This window comes from Arthrobacter sp. GMC3, from assembly GCF_002929305.1.
Taxonomy (GTDB): Bacteria; Actinomycetota; Actinomycetes; order Actinomycetales; family Micrococcaceae; genus Specibacter.
In genome coordinates this window covers 1-14,142 of the sequence record NZ_PJIO01000008.1, presented here as the reverse complement: position 1 = coordinate 14,142, position 14,142 = coordinate 1, and the positions used below count along the sequence as shown (strand labels likewise).

Genomic DNA, 14,142 nt, shown 5'->3' with positions numbered 1-14,142 from the left:
GGTTATATGCCGGCGCGGGCGGGCGCCAAGCAGGTGAATCGTTAGTAGGCGAAACCGCTACGTATGAGGGAAATGGTGGTGCCCAGGAGCTCGCGCAGCTGGGCTAGGGAATCCTCGGAGGTGTCAGCACCGCGCTGGCTAAACCACACACCGACTGCTGCGCGGCAGCTTCCGACGACGGCCCCGACCAGTGCGTTGATGTACAGTTCGTCCGTTCCCGGGGGGAGTCGGTGGCGTGCCACTTCGGTGATCTTGATGCTGCAGTCGTCCCAGGCCTGCAGCTGAAACCTGCCCAGCGCGGGATCCTGTGTCAAGGTGAACGTCTCCGCCAGGATGGCTAGATCGCGGGGGCTGCCCACGGCCGACAGGGCGAACTGTGCAGACTCCAAGATGGGCTCATCGGAGGGGCGGGCCTCCAGCTCGGCAATCACCGAGTCCAGGTAGCGCTGGGTAAAGCTGGCTACGGCCGCTTCCACGGAGGAAAAGTAGTTGAAAAAGGTGCGTCTCGAAACCCCGGCAGCGATGGCGACGTCGTCGACGGTAAATTCGTTGAGCTCACGGGTCCGCAGAAAGTTCAGGGCGGCCTCGGCGATCGCATCCCGGGTGGCGGCTTTGTTGAGCTCGCGGCGGGAGACTGCGGGGGCTGGAAGTGCAGGGGAAGGCAAAGTCACTTCTCTACACTAAGTGCAAGTTTGCACGCCGTGCAAACTAAAAGGGGAGTGTGCTATAAGCTACGACGTCTCCATTTGCCTCATGTACAAGACGGACCAAAGGTGGGTGCGCCAGTCCGGTGCACCCACCCCGTGTGACTACTGGGCCTGCGGGTTGGCTGCCAAGTAAATGGACTGGCCGGTAGCGCCGGGCTGGCCCTCGCCGAGCGGAATCGCGTACACGGCAGTGCCGTAGGCGCATACCTCGGTCCACGTGCCACCCATTTCCGAGGTGTCAAAACGCGTTGCCACAATGGCGTTGGCTCCCTTTGCCTGAGCCTCGGTGACCATGCGGGCCACCACTTCCTGGCGGCTCTCGTAGAGTGCCTTGGTCATTTCGGGCAGCTCGCCGCCGCCCAGGGCGCGGAAGCTGGCGGTGAATTGGGCGCCAACGTGGCGTGAACGCACGGTCAGGCCCATGACTTCGCCAAAGACGGCATCAATCTTGTAGCCGGGGAGGTCGTTGGTGGTCACGATAATCATGGTGTGGGCCTTTCGGGTATACGGCCATTTGTGGTGCCGGGGTTACTATTTTCCTTTGAAAGCCTAGAGGGGTGAACGCACAAAATCCCGCCGCAGACCATTGTGCTGGTCCGTGGCGGGATTCTGTGATGGCGTTCCTACAGCTTCATCTAAGCCTTAGTGAGGTTCTTGCCTTGAGGCAAAGAAGCTCAGGCGTTGGCGAGTTCGCGCTGGGAGTCGGGATCCCCGGCGTCGTTCTTGGAACCATTTTCATTGGAGACCTCACCGAGAAGTTCGGTGCTGTCATCGGCGAAGGGATTGCCGTTGCGGGGCGCGTTGTACAGTTCCTCGTTGAGGATGCCCTGGCGCTTGGAGACGATGGTGGGGACCAGTGCTTGACCGGCAACGTTCACAGCGGTGCGGCCCATATCCAGAATCGGGTCGACGGCGAGGAGGAGTCCGACGCCGGCCAGCGGCAGTCCCAGCGTGGAGAGCGTCAGGGTCAGCATGACGACGGCGCCCGTGGTGCCAGCGGTTGCTGCCGAACCCAGTACCGAGACCAGGACGATGAGCAGGTACTGGCCCAGGTCGAGCTGGATTCCGAAGAACTGTGCCACGAAGATGGCGGCGACGGCCGGGTAGATTGCGGCGCAACCGTCCATCTTGGTGGTGGCGCCCAGCGGGACGGCGAAGGAGGCGTAGGCGCGGGGGACACCGAGGTTACGTTCGGTGACGCGCTGGGTCAGGGGCAGGGTGCCGATCGAGGAGCGGGAGACGAAGCCCAGCTGCACTGCCGGCCATACACCGGAGAAGTACTGCTTGATGGACAAGCCGTGTGACTTGATCAGGATCGGGTACACAACGAACAAGACGATTGCCAGGCCAACGTAGATGGCAACGGTGAACTTGCCCAGAGAGCCGATGGTGGTCCAGCCGTAAGTGGCGACGGCGCTACCGATCAAGCCAACGGTACCGATCGGGGCCAGGCGGATGATCCACCAGAGCACCTTCTGGATGACGGCCAGGGCCGAGCCGTTGAGCTTCAGGAACGGGTCCGCTGCCTTGCCAACCTTCAGGGCCGCGATGCCGATCGCGATGGCGATGACAAGGATCTGCAGAACGTTGAAGTTGACGCTGGTAACCAGGGTGCTGGTGTCCGCGCCCTTGGTTGTGGCGCTCAGGCCCAGGAAGTTGGAGGGGAACAGGCCGATCAGGAAGGCCCACCAGTCGCCGGACTTGCCTGTGTAATCCTTGGGGGCTGCGGTGCCGGTGCCGGCGCCGGGCTGGAAGACCAGGCCCAGGACGATTCCGATGGTCACGGCGATCAAGGAGGTGATGGCAAACCAGAGCAGCGTGTTCCACGCCAGTCGTGCGGCGTTAGTTACTTGACGCAGGTTGGCGATAGAGGAGACCACAGCGGTGAAAATCAGTGGCACCACCGCCGCCTTGAGTAGCGAAACGTAGCTGGAGCCGATGAGGCCAAGCGTGGTGACGAGAGTGTTGGGGGCAGTCTTGGGGTCGCCGCCAAGATTGCGGGCGATGAGGCCCAGGACGAGGCCGGCGAGAAGGCCGGCAATGATTTGAACGCCGAAGTTGCTGGCCCACTTGGGGAACCGCGACACCGTGGCAGTGGTAGCTGTGGAAGTCATGGGACAACGGTAGGCGGGGAACAATAACACCCAAGAATTTGTGTTTCCCCGTGTTACGGCTATCAATTTTCTTTATTACGTAACAGTAGCGTTAGCGGCCCAACTCCCGGTGCAGATCCTTGTCTAGGCCGTTGCCTTCGGCGACCAGGATGAGCAGCGCCTGAAGCTGTTCGAGCTGCTCCTGAGAGAGTGCCTGCAGAAGCTCCGCCTCGTGATCGGCGGCGACGGCACGGAGCCGCCCGAGCATGGCGGTGCCGTTGGGGGTCAGCTTGAGTTCGTAGTTGCGACGGTCGGTGCTGCTGCGTGTTCGCTCCACGAGCCCGCGTGTTTCCAGCGAATCGATCAGCGGCACGATCCGGCTCGGCACGGCCCCCAGCCTGTCCGCGAGGGACCGCTGGCTCATGCCCGGGTTGCGGCCAAGCAGACGCAGGGTTCCGGCGTCGCTGGGTGTCAGTCCCAGGGATTTGGTGCGCTCGGCAAAGCGGGAGGAGGCCAGGGCGCCGAGCTGGGACAGTAGGAATGCCGTCCGCTGGGGCCTGTTGGGTGAAGGTGTTGCCATGAAGCCAAGATTACATGGTTGACAGAATAGTTCAAGAGGTGAATCATTCAATGCATGATTCAATTCAAGGAGGATGATTCATTCATGTCCAGTGAAACGTTCAGCCCGGCCGCCGGAAGGCGCAAGGCCGGTGGGCCGCACCCGGGGATTCTGGCTGCCGTCAGCTTGGGGCTTTTTCTTCTATCGCTGGTGCTCGGCGCCGCGATGACCGGCGGCCAGGTGTTTGTTTCCCCGTTCGCGAAAGCCGCCGATGTGGCGCGGTTTTACCAGGAAAACGCCAGCGCCATCCGGGTAACCGGCATGCTGCAGTTCGGCTCCGCCGTCCCTTTGGGGATCTTCGCGGCAACCGTTTACGCCCGTCAGTTGAGGCTCGGGGTGCGAGTCCCGGGCCCTGCAATTGGTTACTTTGGCGGCATTGCCGCATCCGTGTTCTTGATGCTGTCCGGGCTGGTCACCTGGATCTTGGGCCAGCCGTCGGTCAGCGCCAATGTACCCGTGACCCAGGCCCTGGCATTCCTGGGGTTCGCGGCAGGCGGCGTGGGGTTCGTCGTCGGGCTCGGCTTGTTGGTGGCCGGACTGGCCGTGCCGGCGTTCATCCTGCGTTTCGTACCGCGCTGGCTGGCCTGGACCGGGTTGGTACTCGCCGCGTTGTCGGAACTGAGCTTCCTGTCGTTGGCCATTGAGCCGCTGCAGTTCCTGTTGCCGATTGGGCGTTTTGGCGGGATGTTGTGGCTGGTGGCGGTTGGGTTCTTGCTGCCAGTGACCCGGGCCGCGGCCAACCGTGTGCCGGGCGGCGACCAGGCCAGACGGAGCGGCGCGGCTCGGAGCGGCGACAGGGAGGTGTCATCATGACTGCGGCGGGCGGAGTGCAAGGCTTGCTGGCTGGGAAGGTGGCGTTGGTGGTTGGCGCCAGCCGCGGTATTGGAGCCGGGATCGCCGCAGCAATGGCCGACGCCGGTGCCCACGTGGTGCTGGCGGGCAGGGACCAGCAGGCCATGGCCCTGCGCGTGGAGGAGATCTCAGTGGCAGGCGGCAGTGCCGTGGCCGTGGTCGTGGACGTTCTGGATGAAGGCTCCGTCAGGGCGCTGCTGGCCGAGGTGCAACGCCGTTTTGGCCGGCTTGACGTTGCCGTCAACAACGCTGCTGGTGGTGGGCGGCCTCCAGCCCTGCTCGCCGAGTGGTACAGCGCCGAGTTCGACAGCGCCGTCGCCGTGGACCTGCGAGGGGTGTTCCTCTGCTTGAAATATGAGTTGGAACTGATGCTTGCAGGGGGCAATGGCGGGGCCATTGTGAACATGTCCTCCACCGCTGGCGAGCAAGGGGTGAGCGGTATGAGTGGTTATGTGGCCAGCAAGTACGGCGTCGGCGGACTGACCCGTGTTGCTGCGCTGGACTACGCTGGCGCCGGAATCCGGGTCAACGCAATCGCCCCCGGCCCCATCCTCACCGATCGGCTGGCGGCGGCAGGATCCGCGGCGCAGCAAATGGCGGCCGCGGCTGTCCCGCTGGGGCGGCTCGGCCAGGTGCGCGATGTTGCGGCGGCCGCCGTCTGGCTGTGCTCCGAGCAATCCAGCTTTGTGACCGGAACCGTCCTGCCGGTCGACGGCGGACGCCTCGCCGGCGTCCCCGCCTTCAACTTAAGCACGGGCAAGCCGTAGACGCGCTCACTCCGCCGACCCGGTCCCCGGAGGCGTCGGAGCCGGTATTTTTTGTAGGTGACGTAAAGGAGACACTAAGGCCGCCCGCGGCCGTGTGTCGGATAGTCACCGGAAAAATGCTGGCCCCGACGCCGAGGGAATGCCGGAGCCGCCGCCGGAGGTGGGTCGGCTCCGGATGGTCTGACGGGCTCGACCACCGGGTTAGCCCAGCAGCGCCACCTTCAAGGTGTCCAGGCCCACCGAGCCTAGGTTCAGGGCCTGGGTGTGGAAGTCGCGCAGGGAAAAGGCGTCGCCGTCACGGCCGGCCCGGGCGTCGCGAATGTCCTCCCACAGGCGCTGGCCAATTTTGTACGACGGTGCCTGGCCAGGCCAGCCCAGGTACCTGTGGAACTCAAAGTCGAGCTGGCCGGTGGAGATGTCCAGGTTCTTGGCCAGGAAGTCGTATCCCGCCTCCGGGGTCCATGTGCCGGTTCCCCACTGGGCGGGAATTTGGAGTTCAAGGTGCACGCCGATGTCGAACACCACGCGGGCGGCACGCATCCGCTGGCCGTCGAGCATGCCCATTTTGTCGCCCGGATCGGCGAGGTAGCCCAGTTGGTCCATGAGCCGCTCGGCGTAAAGCGCCCAGCCCTCGCCGTGCCCGGACACCCAGCACGCGTTGCGGCGCCAATTGTTCAGCAACCCGCTTTGGTACGTGGCCGTGGCCACCTGCAAATGGTGTCCCGGGACGCCCTCGTGGTAGACGGTGGTGGTCTCCGCCCAGGTGGTGAACGTTTCCTCACCCTCGGGCACAGACCACCACATGCGCCCTGGTCGGGCAAAGTCGTCCGACGGGCCTGTGTAGTAAATTCCGCCGTCCTGGGTCGGGGCGATCTTACACTCCAGGGTGCGCATGATCTCGGGGATATCGAAGTGGGTTCCGGCAAGGTCCGCCACTGCCGCGTTGGAGAGCTTCTGCATCCATTCGGTCAGGGCCGCCGTGCCGTGCAACTGCCGCTTCGGGTCGGCGTTGAGCAACGTCTTGGCCTCAGCGACGGTGGCGCCGGGCTTGATCTGCTCCGCGACAGCCTCCTGCTCGGCAATGATCCGATCCAGCTCAGCCACACCCCAGGCGTAAGTCTCCTCAAGGTCGACGGCGGAGCCCAGGAATTCCCGTGAGGCCAGGGCATAGCGTTCGGCGCCCACGGCATCCCTGGCCGGGGCCAGGGGCAGCAATTCGGTGCGCAGGAAGTCAACCAACGAGCCGTAGCCTGCACGCGCCAATTCAGCGTTGGCCGCCAGATTGGTGGTGAGCTCGGCCGGAAGAGACGTTCCGGCGTCGGCTGTGTCGGGGGAGGGGGAGGCTGCTGGGTCAAGGGCAGCGTCGGCGGCCAGAGAGGCAAAGAAACCGTCTGCAGCCGCGTGGCGTTCACACTGCTCGATGACGATGGAGACCTGGCGTTGCGCGGCGATCAGGCCACGTACTGCGCCTTCACGAAGGGAGGAAATGTACCCGGCAACGGCACCGGGGACGTTCGCCAAACGCCCGGAAATATGCTCCCAATCGGGCACCGTGGCCGTTGGCATGAGGTCAAAGATGGCCCGAATCTCCTGGGCCGGGGAGGCGATGTTGTTCAGCTCTGCCAGCGGCCAGCCGCTTTCGTGGTCTTCAAGGGCCAGCCCGAGACGCTCCCGCATGGCGTGCAAGGTGACTTTATCGACGTCGTCCACGGGCTCAAGCCCGGCCAGCTCGGCCAGTGCGTGCCGGGCAGCGTCGGCGGATGCGGCCAGGCCTGCCGGGGAATGGTCGCGGTATTCGCTCTCGTGGCCAGGCAGACCCAGCTCGGTTGCGAAGCCAGGGTCCAGCTCGAGGAGCCTCTCCGTGTAGGCGTTGGCGGCGTGGTCGATGGCGCTGGTGGGACGTTTGAGACGGGTCGGATCAAGTGTCATGACACGAGCTTATTACCTGGACCGCGTGCACTGTGTTGCCAAACGCCGCGGGCTGGAATACTTAGGATCGTGTCCGCTACTCAAGCAGTCGCAAGGACTTTCAAACGGTCTCTGCGCTTGGATTTTTCCCAGTCGGACCCCGTGGTTGCGGCGCGCAACGCTTTCGGGGTTGGGCTGGCACTGGTCTTTGGGCTCCTTTCCGGCAATCCGGCCATCGCCGTATTCGCGGCCGTGGGTGCCATGTTTGCCGCGTTTGCGGACAGGCCGGGCAGTTACCGGCTGCGTCTGGCCCGGATGAGCGCCACCTCGCTGGCCGCCGGGCTGGCTGGTGGGCTCTCTGTGCTGTGCGCACACTCCGTTCCGGCGTCCTTGCTGCTGATCGCCGTGCTGTCCTTCATCACCGGTATGGCGCTTTCATTGGGCTTAAACGTGGCTCAAATCGGCATTGCGGCCACGGCCGTGGCGATTGTGCTGAACAGGTTTCCGATGCCGCCGGTAGATGCTTTGGGCATTTCCGCCGTGGTGGTGGCAGCCGGGCTGGTGCAAAGTTTGCTGGCCATCGCAGGGTGGCCGCTGCACCGGCACGCCCCCGAACGGGCAGTGCTGGCGGACCTCTACGATGGCTTGGCGGCGCGAACCCGGCAGGCGCACCCTCGCATGGCGGCGCCCGGGGCCGGGACCCTGCTTGACGCAGCCCGCGGGACCATCACCGGATTTGGGCATGGGCATGGTCCCAGCATGCAGTCCTACCGGGGACTTCTTGACGAGGCGGAGCGGATCCGGCTCGAGATCATGGCGCTTGCCTACTGCCTTGAACGCTTCGGGCGTGTGGACCGGCAGGAGCAACGCGATGCCGTGCACGGGCTGCTGGGGGCTGCGGGAACAGCCCTCGATGCCGTGGCACAGTGCCTGCGTAAGGGGACTGTGTTTGACCCTGCGCCTTTGCGGCCCGTCGACGCCGCGTTGGCCAACGTCGAGGAGGTTATGGCCAATTACCCGGATTCGCCCACGGGGCGGTTCGCCGCCATGCACGGCAGGGCCTTGGCCGGCCAATTGCGTGCCTGCGGGCGCATGGCCACGCCTGGCGCAGTGGAGGGCCGGGTGGCGGAAGAGACTGCGCGGGTGGGTCGGGTCCGCTTGGCCGTGCAGGCGCCGTTGCAGGTGATCCGGGCCAATCTGCGCTGGGATTCGGCTATTGCCCGGCACGCCATCCGGTTGACGGTGCTTGTCACCGCCACCGACGGGCTGGCCCGGCTCCTGCCCGGCAGCGACAGGGGCTACTGGATTTCCCTGATGGTGCTGTTGCTGCTGCGCCCCGATTTTGCCGCCACATTGCACCGCACCAGCGCCCGACTCGCGGGAACACTTGTTGGGCTGGGCATCGGCACAGCTGCCGTGTACCTGGCAGCCCCCGGCGGACGAGTCGCGCTGGTGGCGTTGGTAGTGGTGTTTGTCTTTGGGGTGCGCCTGGCAGGGGCGCCCAACGCGTTTTTCATGGGCACCTGGACGGCGGCCTACCTGGTGGCCCTGCTGGACTTGGCGGGCTCCCCGGCCGCACAAGTAGTCGTCCCACGCATGCTCGACACGCTGGTGGCCGGCGTTCTTGCAGTCGCCGCCACCGTTGTGTGGCCTGCGTGGGAGCGCAGCTACCTGCCGGCTCGGATTGGTGAATTGCTGGCCGCTTACCGCCACTATCTGGGGGTGGTGGCGAACCCTGCGACCGGCAAGGCGGAACTGGATTCGGCCCGCAGTGCCGCCCGCCTTGCCCGCTCGAACGCCCAGGCATCACTTGAGCGTACGCGGGGCGAGCCTGTGGCGGGGCGGACCACTCTGGATGTGGGTGAGGGGGTGCTGGTGCAAAGCCACGTGCTGGTCCAGGCAGTGATGATCATTGACGCCGCCCGGCAATCAATGCACGTCGAAAACCAGCCTGTGGAGGGGTTGTTGGGCAAGCTTGCGCCGTTCGTGGCCGATTGCACAGCCGTCCTTCAATCCTGCGAAAAGGCTGTAGCTGAGGGGGCACCTCCGCGCGGGGTGCCCCAGATGCGGGAGGCTTACAACCAGCTCAAAGATGCCTTGGACGCTGTTGGGAAGGGCCCCGGTACTGTCCGTCAGGCGGTTCTAGATGCAGCAGACGCCATCACGAACGCCCTCGACACCATGGTGCACCTACTACGTGGGCAGGCCAAAGCCGACACCACGAATCGTCGCTGAGCTAGCAGGCACTCGACTAACGAGCCGAACGCCGCCAAGCACCTGGACCCGGCTTGGGGGCCAAGTTTAGCTGAGCCCGTCGGGCCCAGTGCCGTGAGGTGGGCTTTTGCGGTTCCGCTTCCGGTGTACCACCTAAGGCGAGTACGACGGCGGTCAAGGCAGCCAGCTCCTCGGCGTCGGGATTGCCCTTAGTGACGGTAAGTAACGGCTCGGCCTGTGGCTGATCCGCGGGTGCATTCGATTCCTGGGTGCGCGTCACAGCGGGATGTTCCCATGCTTCTTGGCGGGCAGGCTGGCACGCTTGTCACGCAGGGCGCGCAGGCCCTTGATGAGCTGGATGCGCGTGTCCGAGGGGGCGATCACGGCGTCAATGTAGCCAAGTTCGGCTGCCTGGTAGGGGTTGAGGAGTTCGTCCTCGTAGTGGCGCACGATCTCGGCGCGCTTGGCCTCGACGTCGCCGCCGTCGGCCTCAACGGCGGCAAGGTCGCGGCGGTAGAGGATGTTGACGGCACCCTGGGCGCCCATGACGCCGATCTGGGCGGTGGGCCAGGCCAGGTTCAGGTCGGCGCCGAGCTTCTTGGATCCCATGACGATGTACGCTCCGCCGTACGCCTTGCGGGTGATGACGGTCAGCTTCGGCACGGTGGCCTCGGCGTAGGCGTAGAGCAGCTTGGCGCCGCGGCGGATGATGCCTTGGAACTCCTGATCCTTGCCGGGCAGGAAGCCGGGCACGTCCACCAGGGTGATGATCGGGACGTTGAACGCATCGCAGTGGCGCACAAAGCGGGCGGCCTTCTCCGAGGCGGCAATGTCCAGCGTGCCTGCGAACTGCATGGGCTGGTTGGCCACGATGCCTACCGTGTGGCCCTCGATCCGACCGTAGCCAATCATCACGTTCGGGGCGTAGAGGGCCTGCATCTCCAGGAAGTGGCCGTCGTCGATGACCTGCTCGATGACCTTGCGCATGTCGTACGGGTGGTTAGCTGAGTCCGGGATGAGCGCGTCCAAGGCGAGGTCGGCGTCGTCGAGCTCCAGTTCCTGCTCATGCTCGGTGACGGGCGCCTCGGCCAGATTGTTCGACGGCAGGAAGTCAAGGAGTTCGCGCACGAACTCGATGGCGTCGGCTTCATCTGTGGCCAGGTACGTGGAGGTACCGGTGGTGGTGTTGTGCTGGCGAGCCCCGCCCAGGGTCTCCATGTCGACGTCCTCACCGGTGACGGTTTTGATGACGTCCGGGCCGGTGATGAACATGTGGGAGGTCTTATCCACCATGACCACATAGTCGGTCAGGGCGGGGGAGTAAGCTGCACCGCCAGCGCACGGACCCATGATGAGGGAGATCTGCGGGACAACACCTGAGGCGTGGACGTTGTTGCGGAAGATGTCCGCGAACATGGCCAGCGAAGCCACACCCTCCTGGATGCGCGCGCCGCCGCCGTCGTTGATACCCACCACAGGGCAGCCATTGCGCATGGCAAATTCTTGGACCTTGACGATCTTTTCGCCGTTAACCTGGCTCAGCGAGCCGCCGTAGACGCTGAAGTCCTGGCTGTAGAGGGCCACAAGGCGGCCATCAACGGTGCCGTAGCCGGAGACAACGCCGTCGCCCAGCGGCTTCTTCTTCTCCATGCCGAAGGCGTGCGAACGGTGCACGGCCAGGGCGTCGAACTCAACGAAGGAGTCCGGGTCGACCAGCATCTCGATGCGCTCGCGGGCGGTGTTCTTGCCCTTGGCATGCTGCTTTTCGACGGCGGCCTCACCCGAGGGAACTGCCGCCTGGGTCAAACGGTCACGGAAATCGGCAATTTTGCCTGCAGTTGTCGAAAGATCGTGGCTCATAAGTACTCCGGCTCAGGTTGTTGGCGGCTAGCAGCCCTTAAGTAGGAAACGCACAAAAGGGCAATCACTACTGACAGTCTAATAACGGATATGGCCTGTGCCTGTGTAGAAACCCTACAAAGTCGGTGGTTCACAATCTGGGTTCCTCTACCGCCGGGGTGTTGAGCCCACCGCGGTGCCCCTCCCGTGCCCAAACGATCCCGTCGCGCCAGATAGGATTGTGAGCATGAGCCGCACACTTCCCGCACTGGACGCCAGTGCCCTTGATAGCGCGCTCACGCACCCCCTGGGTGGTTTTCGGCGCGTAGAAGTGCTGGAGCAAACAGGCTCCACAAACGCGGACTTGGCCGCCCACGCAGCCAATAACCCCACCCAGTGGCCCGATCTGAGCGTATTGATCGCCGACTCTCAGATTGCAGGCAAGGGCAGGCTGGACCGATCGTGGGAAGTGCCCGCCGGTACCGCCATGATTTCCAGTGTCTTGTTGCGCCCCACAGACATTTCCGCCCATCCGGGCGTTCCGGCTTTCCTTCCCACCGGATATGGCTGGCTTTCCATCCTGGCTGGGGTTGCCCTGTGCCAAGCCGTGATTGCCGAAGCCGAAGTTCGAGCCACGCTCAAATGGCCCAACGACGTGCTGGCCGACGGCCGAAAGCTTGCCGGCATCCTGGCCCAGATTGTGGTTCCGGCGGACGACGGCGGAACGCAAGGCCACGCCGTCGTGGTCGGTGTGGGCGTAAACATCAGCCAGGAACGGGAGCAACTACCCGTTGAACGGGCCACGTCGCTGGCACTTGCTGGAGCCGCAGTGCTGGATAGGAACGTACTGCTGCCTACCTACCTCAACCGTTTTGCCCGGCTCTACCAGGATTTTGTCGCCGTGGGTGGCGATGCCCTGCGCCCCCTCTCCGGCGGTGAGTCAGCACATTCGCTGGCCTCGGCGCTGATGACGACACTGGGCATAGACGTCAGGGCGGAGCTTCCCGGCGGAGCCATGGTTTATGGCACTGCTGTGAGGCTGGGTAACGACGGTGGATTGGAGATCAAGACCGACGGCGGCGCCGTTCACTTTGTGAGCGCAGGCGACGTTGTTCACTTGCGACGTATTGACGGGGCCGGTGTTGGCTATGCGTAGCTGGCTGGTCGACGGAGAACAAGTAAGCGTCAAGTGCCGGCCGCACCCAAGAATCTTGGTGTGGCCCATCACGGTGGGGCTGCTGCTGATCGTCGTGAGCTCCGCCGCACTGGCCAAGTTACAGCCGGTGCAGTTTGCCAGCTGGGCCCCTGGGGCCGCGCAACTGCGCGAACCAGCCATCGTCTTGCTCGTGACGGCCGTGCTCTTGATCGAAATCGGCTACCCCGTGCGGCGCGTCATCCGCTGGGTCAACACCCGCTATGTCCTCACCAACCAGCGTGTGGTGATTCGGCGGGGAAACCTCCGCAGGAGTCAAGACGACTTTGTCCTGGCAAGAGTGCAGAGTGTTGACATGCGCCAAAAGCTCCGCCAACGGTTGGTCGGGGCCGGTGAATTGGACTTCCATATGGTGACCGGGGGAGTGCGAACGGTGCATGATGTCCCGCATATTCAAGAATTCAAGAATTACACGCACGAGGCATGGATGAAATTGTTCCGTGCGTCCTTTCAGCCAGCACCCGGTCAGGGGTACTACGCTGAGGAAGTCAATGCCAGTGAGACCGGATCAATAGGAAAGGAACAACGCAAGCTTGGAAGAGAGCAATAATCCCCCCGAGCCCTCGCTCCTACCCGCCTCACGAAGCCAAACCAAAGCACTCGAAACCCAGCTACTCGGTGGAGAGCGCACCATGCGTCGGCGCGAGGTTGCTGCCGGTGCAGGCGTTTCCCTGCTTTCCGCGCGCAAGATTTGGCGCGCAATGGGTTTCCCCAATCTTGGGGACGACGACGTCGCTTTCACCCAACGCGACCAGGACGCCTTGGGCATTGTGGTCACCATGGTTAGGGAAGGGCTGCTGACCGAGGAAACCGCCATCTCCGTCACGCGCTCCATCGGACAAATGACGGACCGCATGGCTGTATGGCAGATCGAGGCCCTCGTCGAGGACCTGGTGGCCGAGCACGGCGTCAGCGACGCCGAAGCCCGCCGCGCCGTGGTTTCTGAACTACCCAACCTCATAGCCCCCCTGGAAGAACTGCTGGTCTACTCCTATAGGCGCCAGCTCAACGCAGGTATCCAGCGTCTTGCGGTGCGGGCCGAAGAAGGTTTGGCCGCGAGTGCCCTGGGCCGTGACGGCGACGAGGATGACACTCCGTTGCCGCTTGCGCGCGCCGTGGGCTTCGCCGACCTAGTCAGCTACACGTCCTTGTCACGCCGGATGAATGAGAAAACTCTGGCCAAGTTGGTGCAGCGTTTTGAAAACATTTGCGCCGAGATCATCAGCGTCGGCGGCGGGCGGTTGGTCAAAACTATTGGCGATGAAGTCCTGTTCAACTGTGAAACACCTGTGGCTGGAGCCCAAATCTCCCTGGCACTCGCCGAAGCCATGGAAGCCGACGACTTCCTGCCCGAAGCCCGCGTAGCCATGGTCTGGGGGCGGGTGCTCTCGCGACTCGGTGACATCTACGGGCCCACAGTGAATCTTGCTGCGCGGCTGACGTCCCTTGCTGAACCGGGCACGGTGCTCATTGACTCCGTCACGGCCGCCTCGCTGGCAGGCGATGACAGGTTCATCCTGACCGAACTGCCCATGGAACATGTGCGCGGCTTCGGCGAGATCGCCCCTGTCCTTCTCCAACGCGGCCGCGGCCAGGGGATCGTAGTCGACTAAACCCCACCTGCGCCCCAATCTCATTCCGCCCCAAGTACTCCGGCGCTGGTTGGGCTTGTCGATCCGGCCAGGTTGGTGACTGGTGTCCCCTTGGCGGCTTCTACGGTCGTTGGCCGCGGGCGGCCGTGGTTTTCTTGCTGTCGTCTACGGATTTGCCGGCTCCATCGCAGGGGCCGAGTGCTCGTGTGGTTTCGTCGGGGTTGACGATGGGTGCCGGTTTTGGTGGGTTCACCGGTGGTTAGGTTTGGGGGAGGCCGTGGTGGTAGGTGTTGCGGCGTTCGCGTTGGGTGGGGTCGATGGTGTAGCTGGGGGTGAAG

13 protein-coding genes are annotated in these 14,142 nt (G+C 64.1%); 6 read left to right on the top strand and 7 right to left on the bottom strand.

Annotated elements, in window-relative coordinates:
• Positions 1-41: 41 nt before the first annotated feature.
• The 4 genes from CXQ94_RS13600 to CXQ94_RS13585 form a co-directional block, all read right to left on the bottom strand.
• Positions 42-671 carry a TetR/AcrR family transcriptional regulator gene (locus CXQ94_RS13600; protein ID WP_104091120.1) on the bottom strand — a complete coding sequence of 210 codons (630 nt, stop codon included), beginning with the start codon at positions 669-671 and terminating at the stop codon, positions 42-44.
• 138 nt (positions 672-809) lie between these two features.
• Positions 810-1,193 (bottom strand): YbjQ family protein, encoded by a 384-nt coding sequence (locus tag CXQ94_RS13595; RefSeq protein ID WP_104091119.1) that lies wholly within the window; start codon positions 1,191-1,193, stop codon positions 810-812.
• Between the two features lie 188 nt (positions 1,194-1,381).
• Positions 1,382-2,821 (bottom strand): dicarboxylate/amino acid:cation symporter, encoded by a 1,440-nt coding sequence (locus CXQ94_RS13590; RefSeq protein ID WP_104091118.1) that lies wholly within the window; start codon positions 2,819-2,821, stop codon positions 1,382-1,384.
• Between the two features lie 91 nt (positions 2,822-2,912).
• Complete coding sequence (locus tag CXQ94_RS13585) at positions 2,913-3,380, bottom strand: MarR family winged helix-turn-helix transcriptional regulator (RefSeq protein WP_104091117.1); 468 nt, start codon at positions 3,378-3,380, stop codon at positions 2,913-2,915.
• Between the two features lie 84 nt (positions 3,381-3,464).
• Here CXQ94_RS13585 and CXQ94_RS13580 point away from each other — a divergent pair, with 84 nt between their 5' ends.
• Positions 3,465-4,232, top strand: a complete 768-nt coding sequence (locus CXQ94_RS13580) for a hypothetical protein (RefSeq protein WP_181034219.1) — start codon at positions 3,465-3,467, stop codon at positions 4,230-4,232.
• Entirely contained in the window at positions 4,229-5,038 is an 810-nt protein-coding gene (locus CXQ94_RS13575) for an SDR family NAD(P)-dependent oxidoreductase (protein ID WP_104091116.1), read from the top strand. The genes CXQ94_RS13580 and CXQ94_RS13575 overlap by 4 nt, the downstream gene beginning before the upstream one ends.
• Before the next feature lie 201 nt (positions 5,039-5,239).
• On the opposite strand, the gene CXQ94_RS13570 is transcribed toward CXQ94_RS13575, so the two are convergent.
• On the bottom strand, positions 5,240-6,967 hold the full coding sequence (locus CXQ94_RS13570; RefSeq protein ID WP_104091115.1) for a DUF885 domain-containing protein: 1,728 nt from the start codon (positions 6,965-6,967) through the stop codon (positions 5,240-5,242).
• Between the two features lie 117 nt (positions 6,968-7,084).
• Here CXQ94_RS13570 and CXQ94_RS13565 point away from each other — a divergent pair, with 117 nt between their 5' ends.
• Positions 7,085-9,181, top strand: a complete 2,097-nt coding sequence (locus CXQ94_RS13565) for an FUSC family protein (protein WP_104091114.1) — start codon at positions 7,085-7,087, stop codon at positions 9,179-9,181.
• 16 nt (positions 9,182-9,197) lie between these two features.
• On the opposite strand, the gene CXQ94_RS13560 is transcribed toward CXQ94_RS13565, so the two are convergent.
• On the bottom strand, positions 9,198-9,440 hold the full coding sequence (locus CXQ94_RS13560; RefSeq protein WP_104091113.1) for an acyl-CoA carboxylase subunit epsilon: 243 nt from the start codon (positions 9,438-9,440) through the stop codon (positions 9,198-9,200).
• Complete coding sequence (locus CXQ94_RS13555; protein WP_104091112.1) at positions 9,437-11,020, bottom strand: acyl-CoA carboxylase subunit beta; 1,584 nt, start codon at positions 11,018-11,020, stop codon at positions 9,437-9,439. The genes CXQ94_RS13560 and CXQ94_RS13555 overlap by 4 nt, the downstream gene beginning before the upstream one ends.
• Before the next feature lie 226 nt (positions 11,021-11,246).
• Here CXQ94_RS13555 and CXQ94_RS13550 point away from each other — a divergent pair, with 226 nt between their 5' ends.
• The 3 genes from CXQ94_RS13550 to CXQ94_RS13540 are packed head-to-tail and all read left to right on the top strand — an operon-like array spanning position 11,247 to position 13,825.
• Entirely contained in the window at positions 11,247-12,155 is a 909-nt protein-coding gene (locus CXQ94_RS13550; RefSeq protein ID WP_104091111.1) for a biotin--[acetyl-CoA-carboxylase] ligase, read from the top strand.
• Between the two features lie 58 nt (positions 12,156-12,213).
• Positions 12,214-12,762 carry a PH domain-containing protein gene (locus CXQ94_RS13545; protein ID WP_258067096.1) on the top strand — a complete coding sequence of 183 codons (549 nt, stop codon included), beginning with the start codon at positions 12,214-12,216 and terminating at the stop codon, positions 12,760-12,762.
• Complete coding sequence (locus tag CXQ94_RS13540) at positions 12,746-13,825, top strand: adenylate/guanylate cyclase domain-containing protein (protein ID WP_258067079.1); 1,080 nt, start codon at positions 12,746-12,748, stop codon at positions 13,823-13,825. The genes CXQ94_RS13545 and CXQ94_RS13540 overlap by 17 nt, the downstream gene beginning before the upstream one ends.
• Positions 13,826-14,142 lie beyond the last annotated feature (317 nt).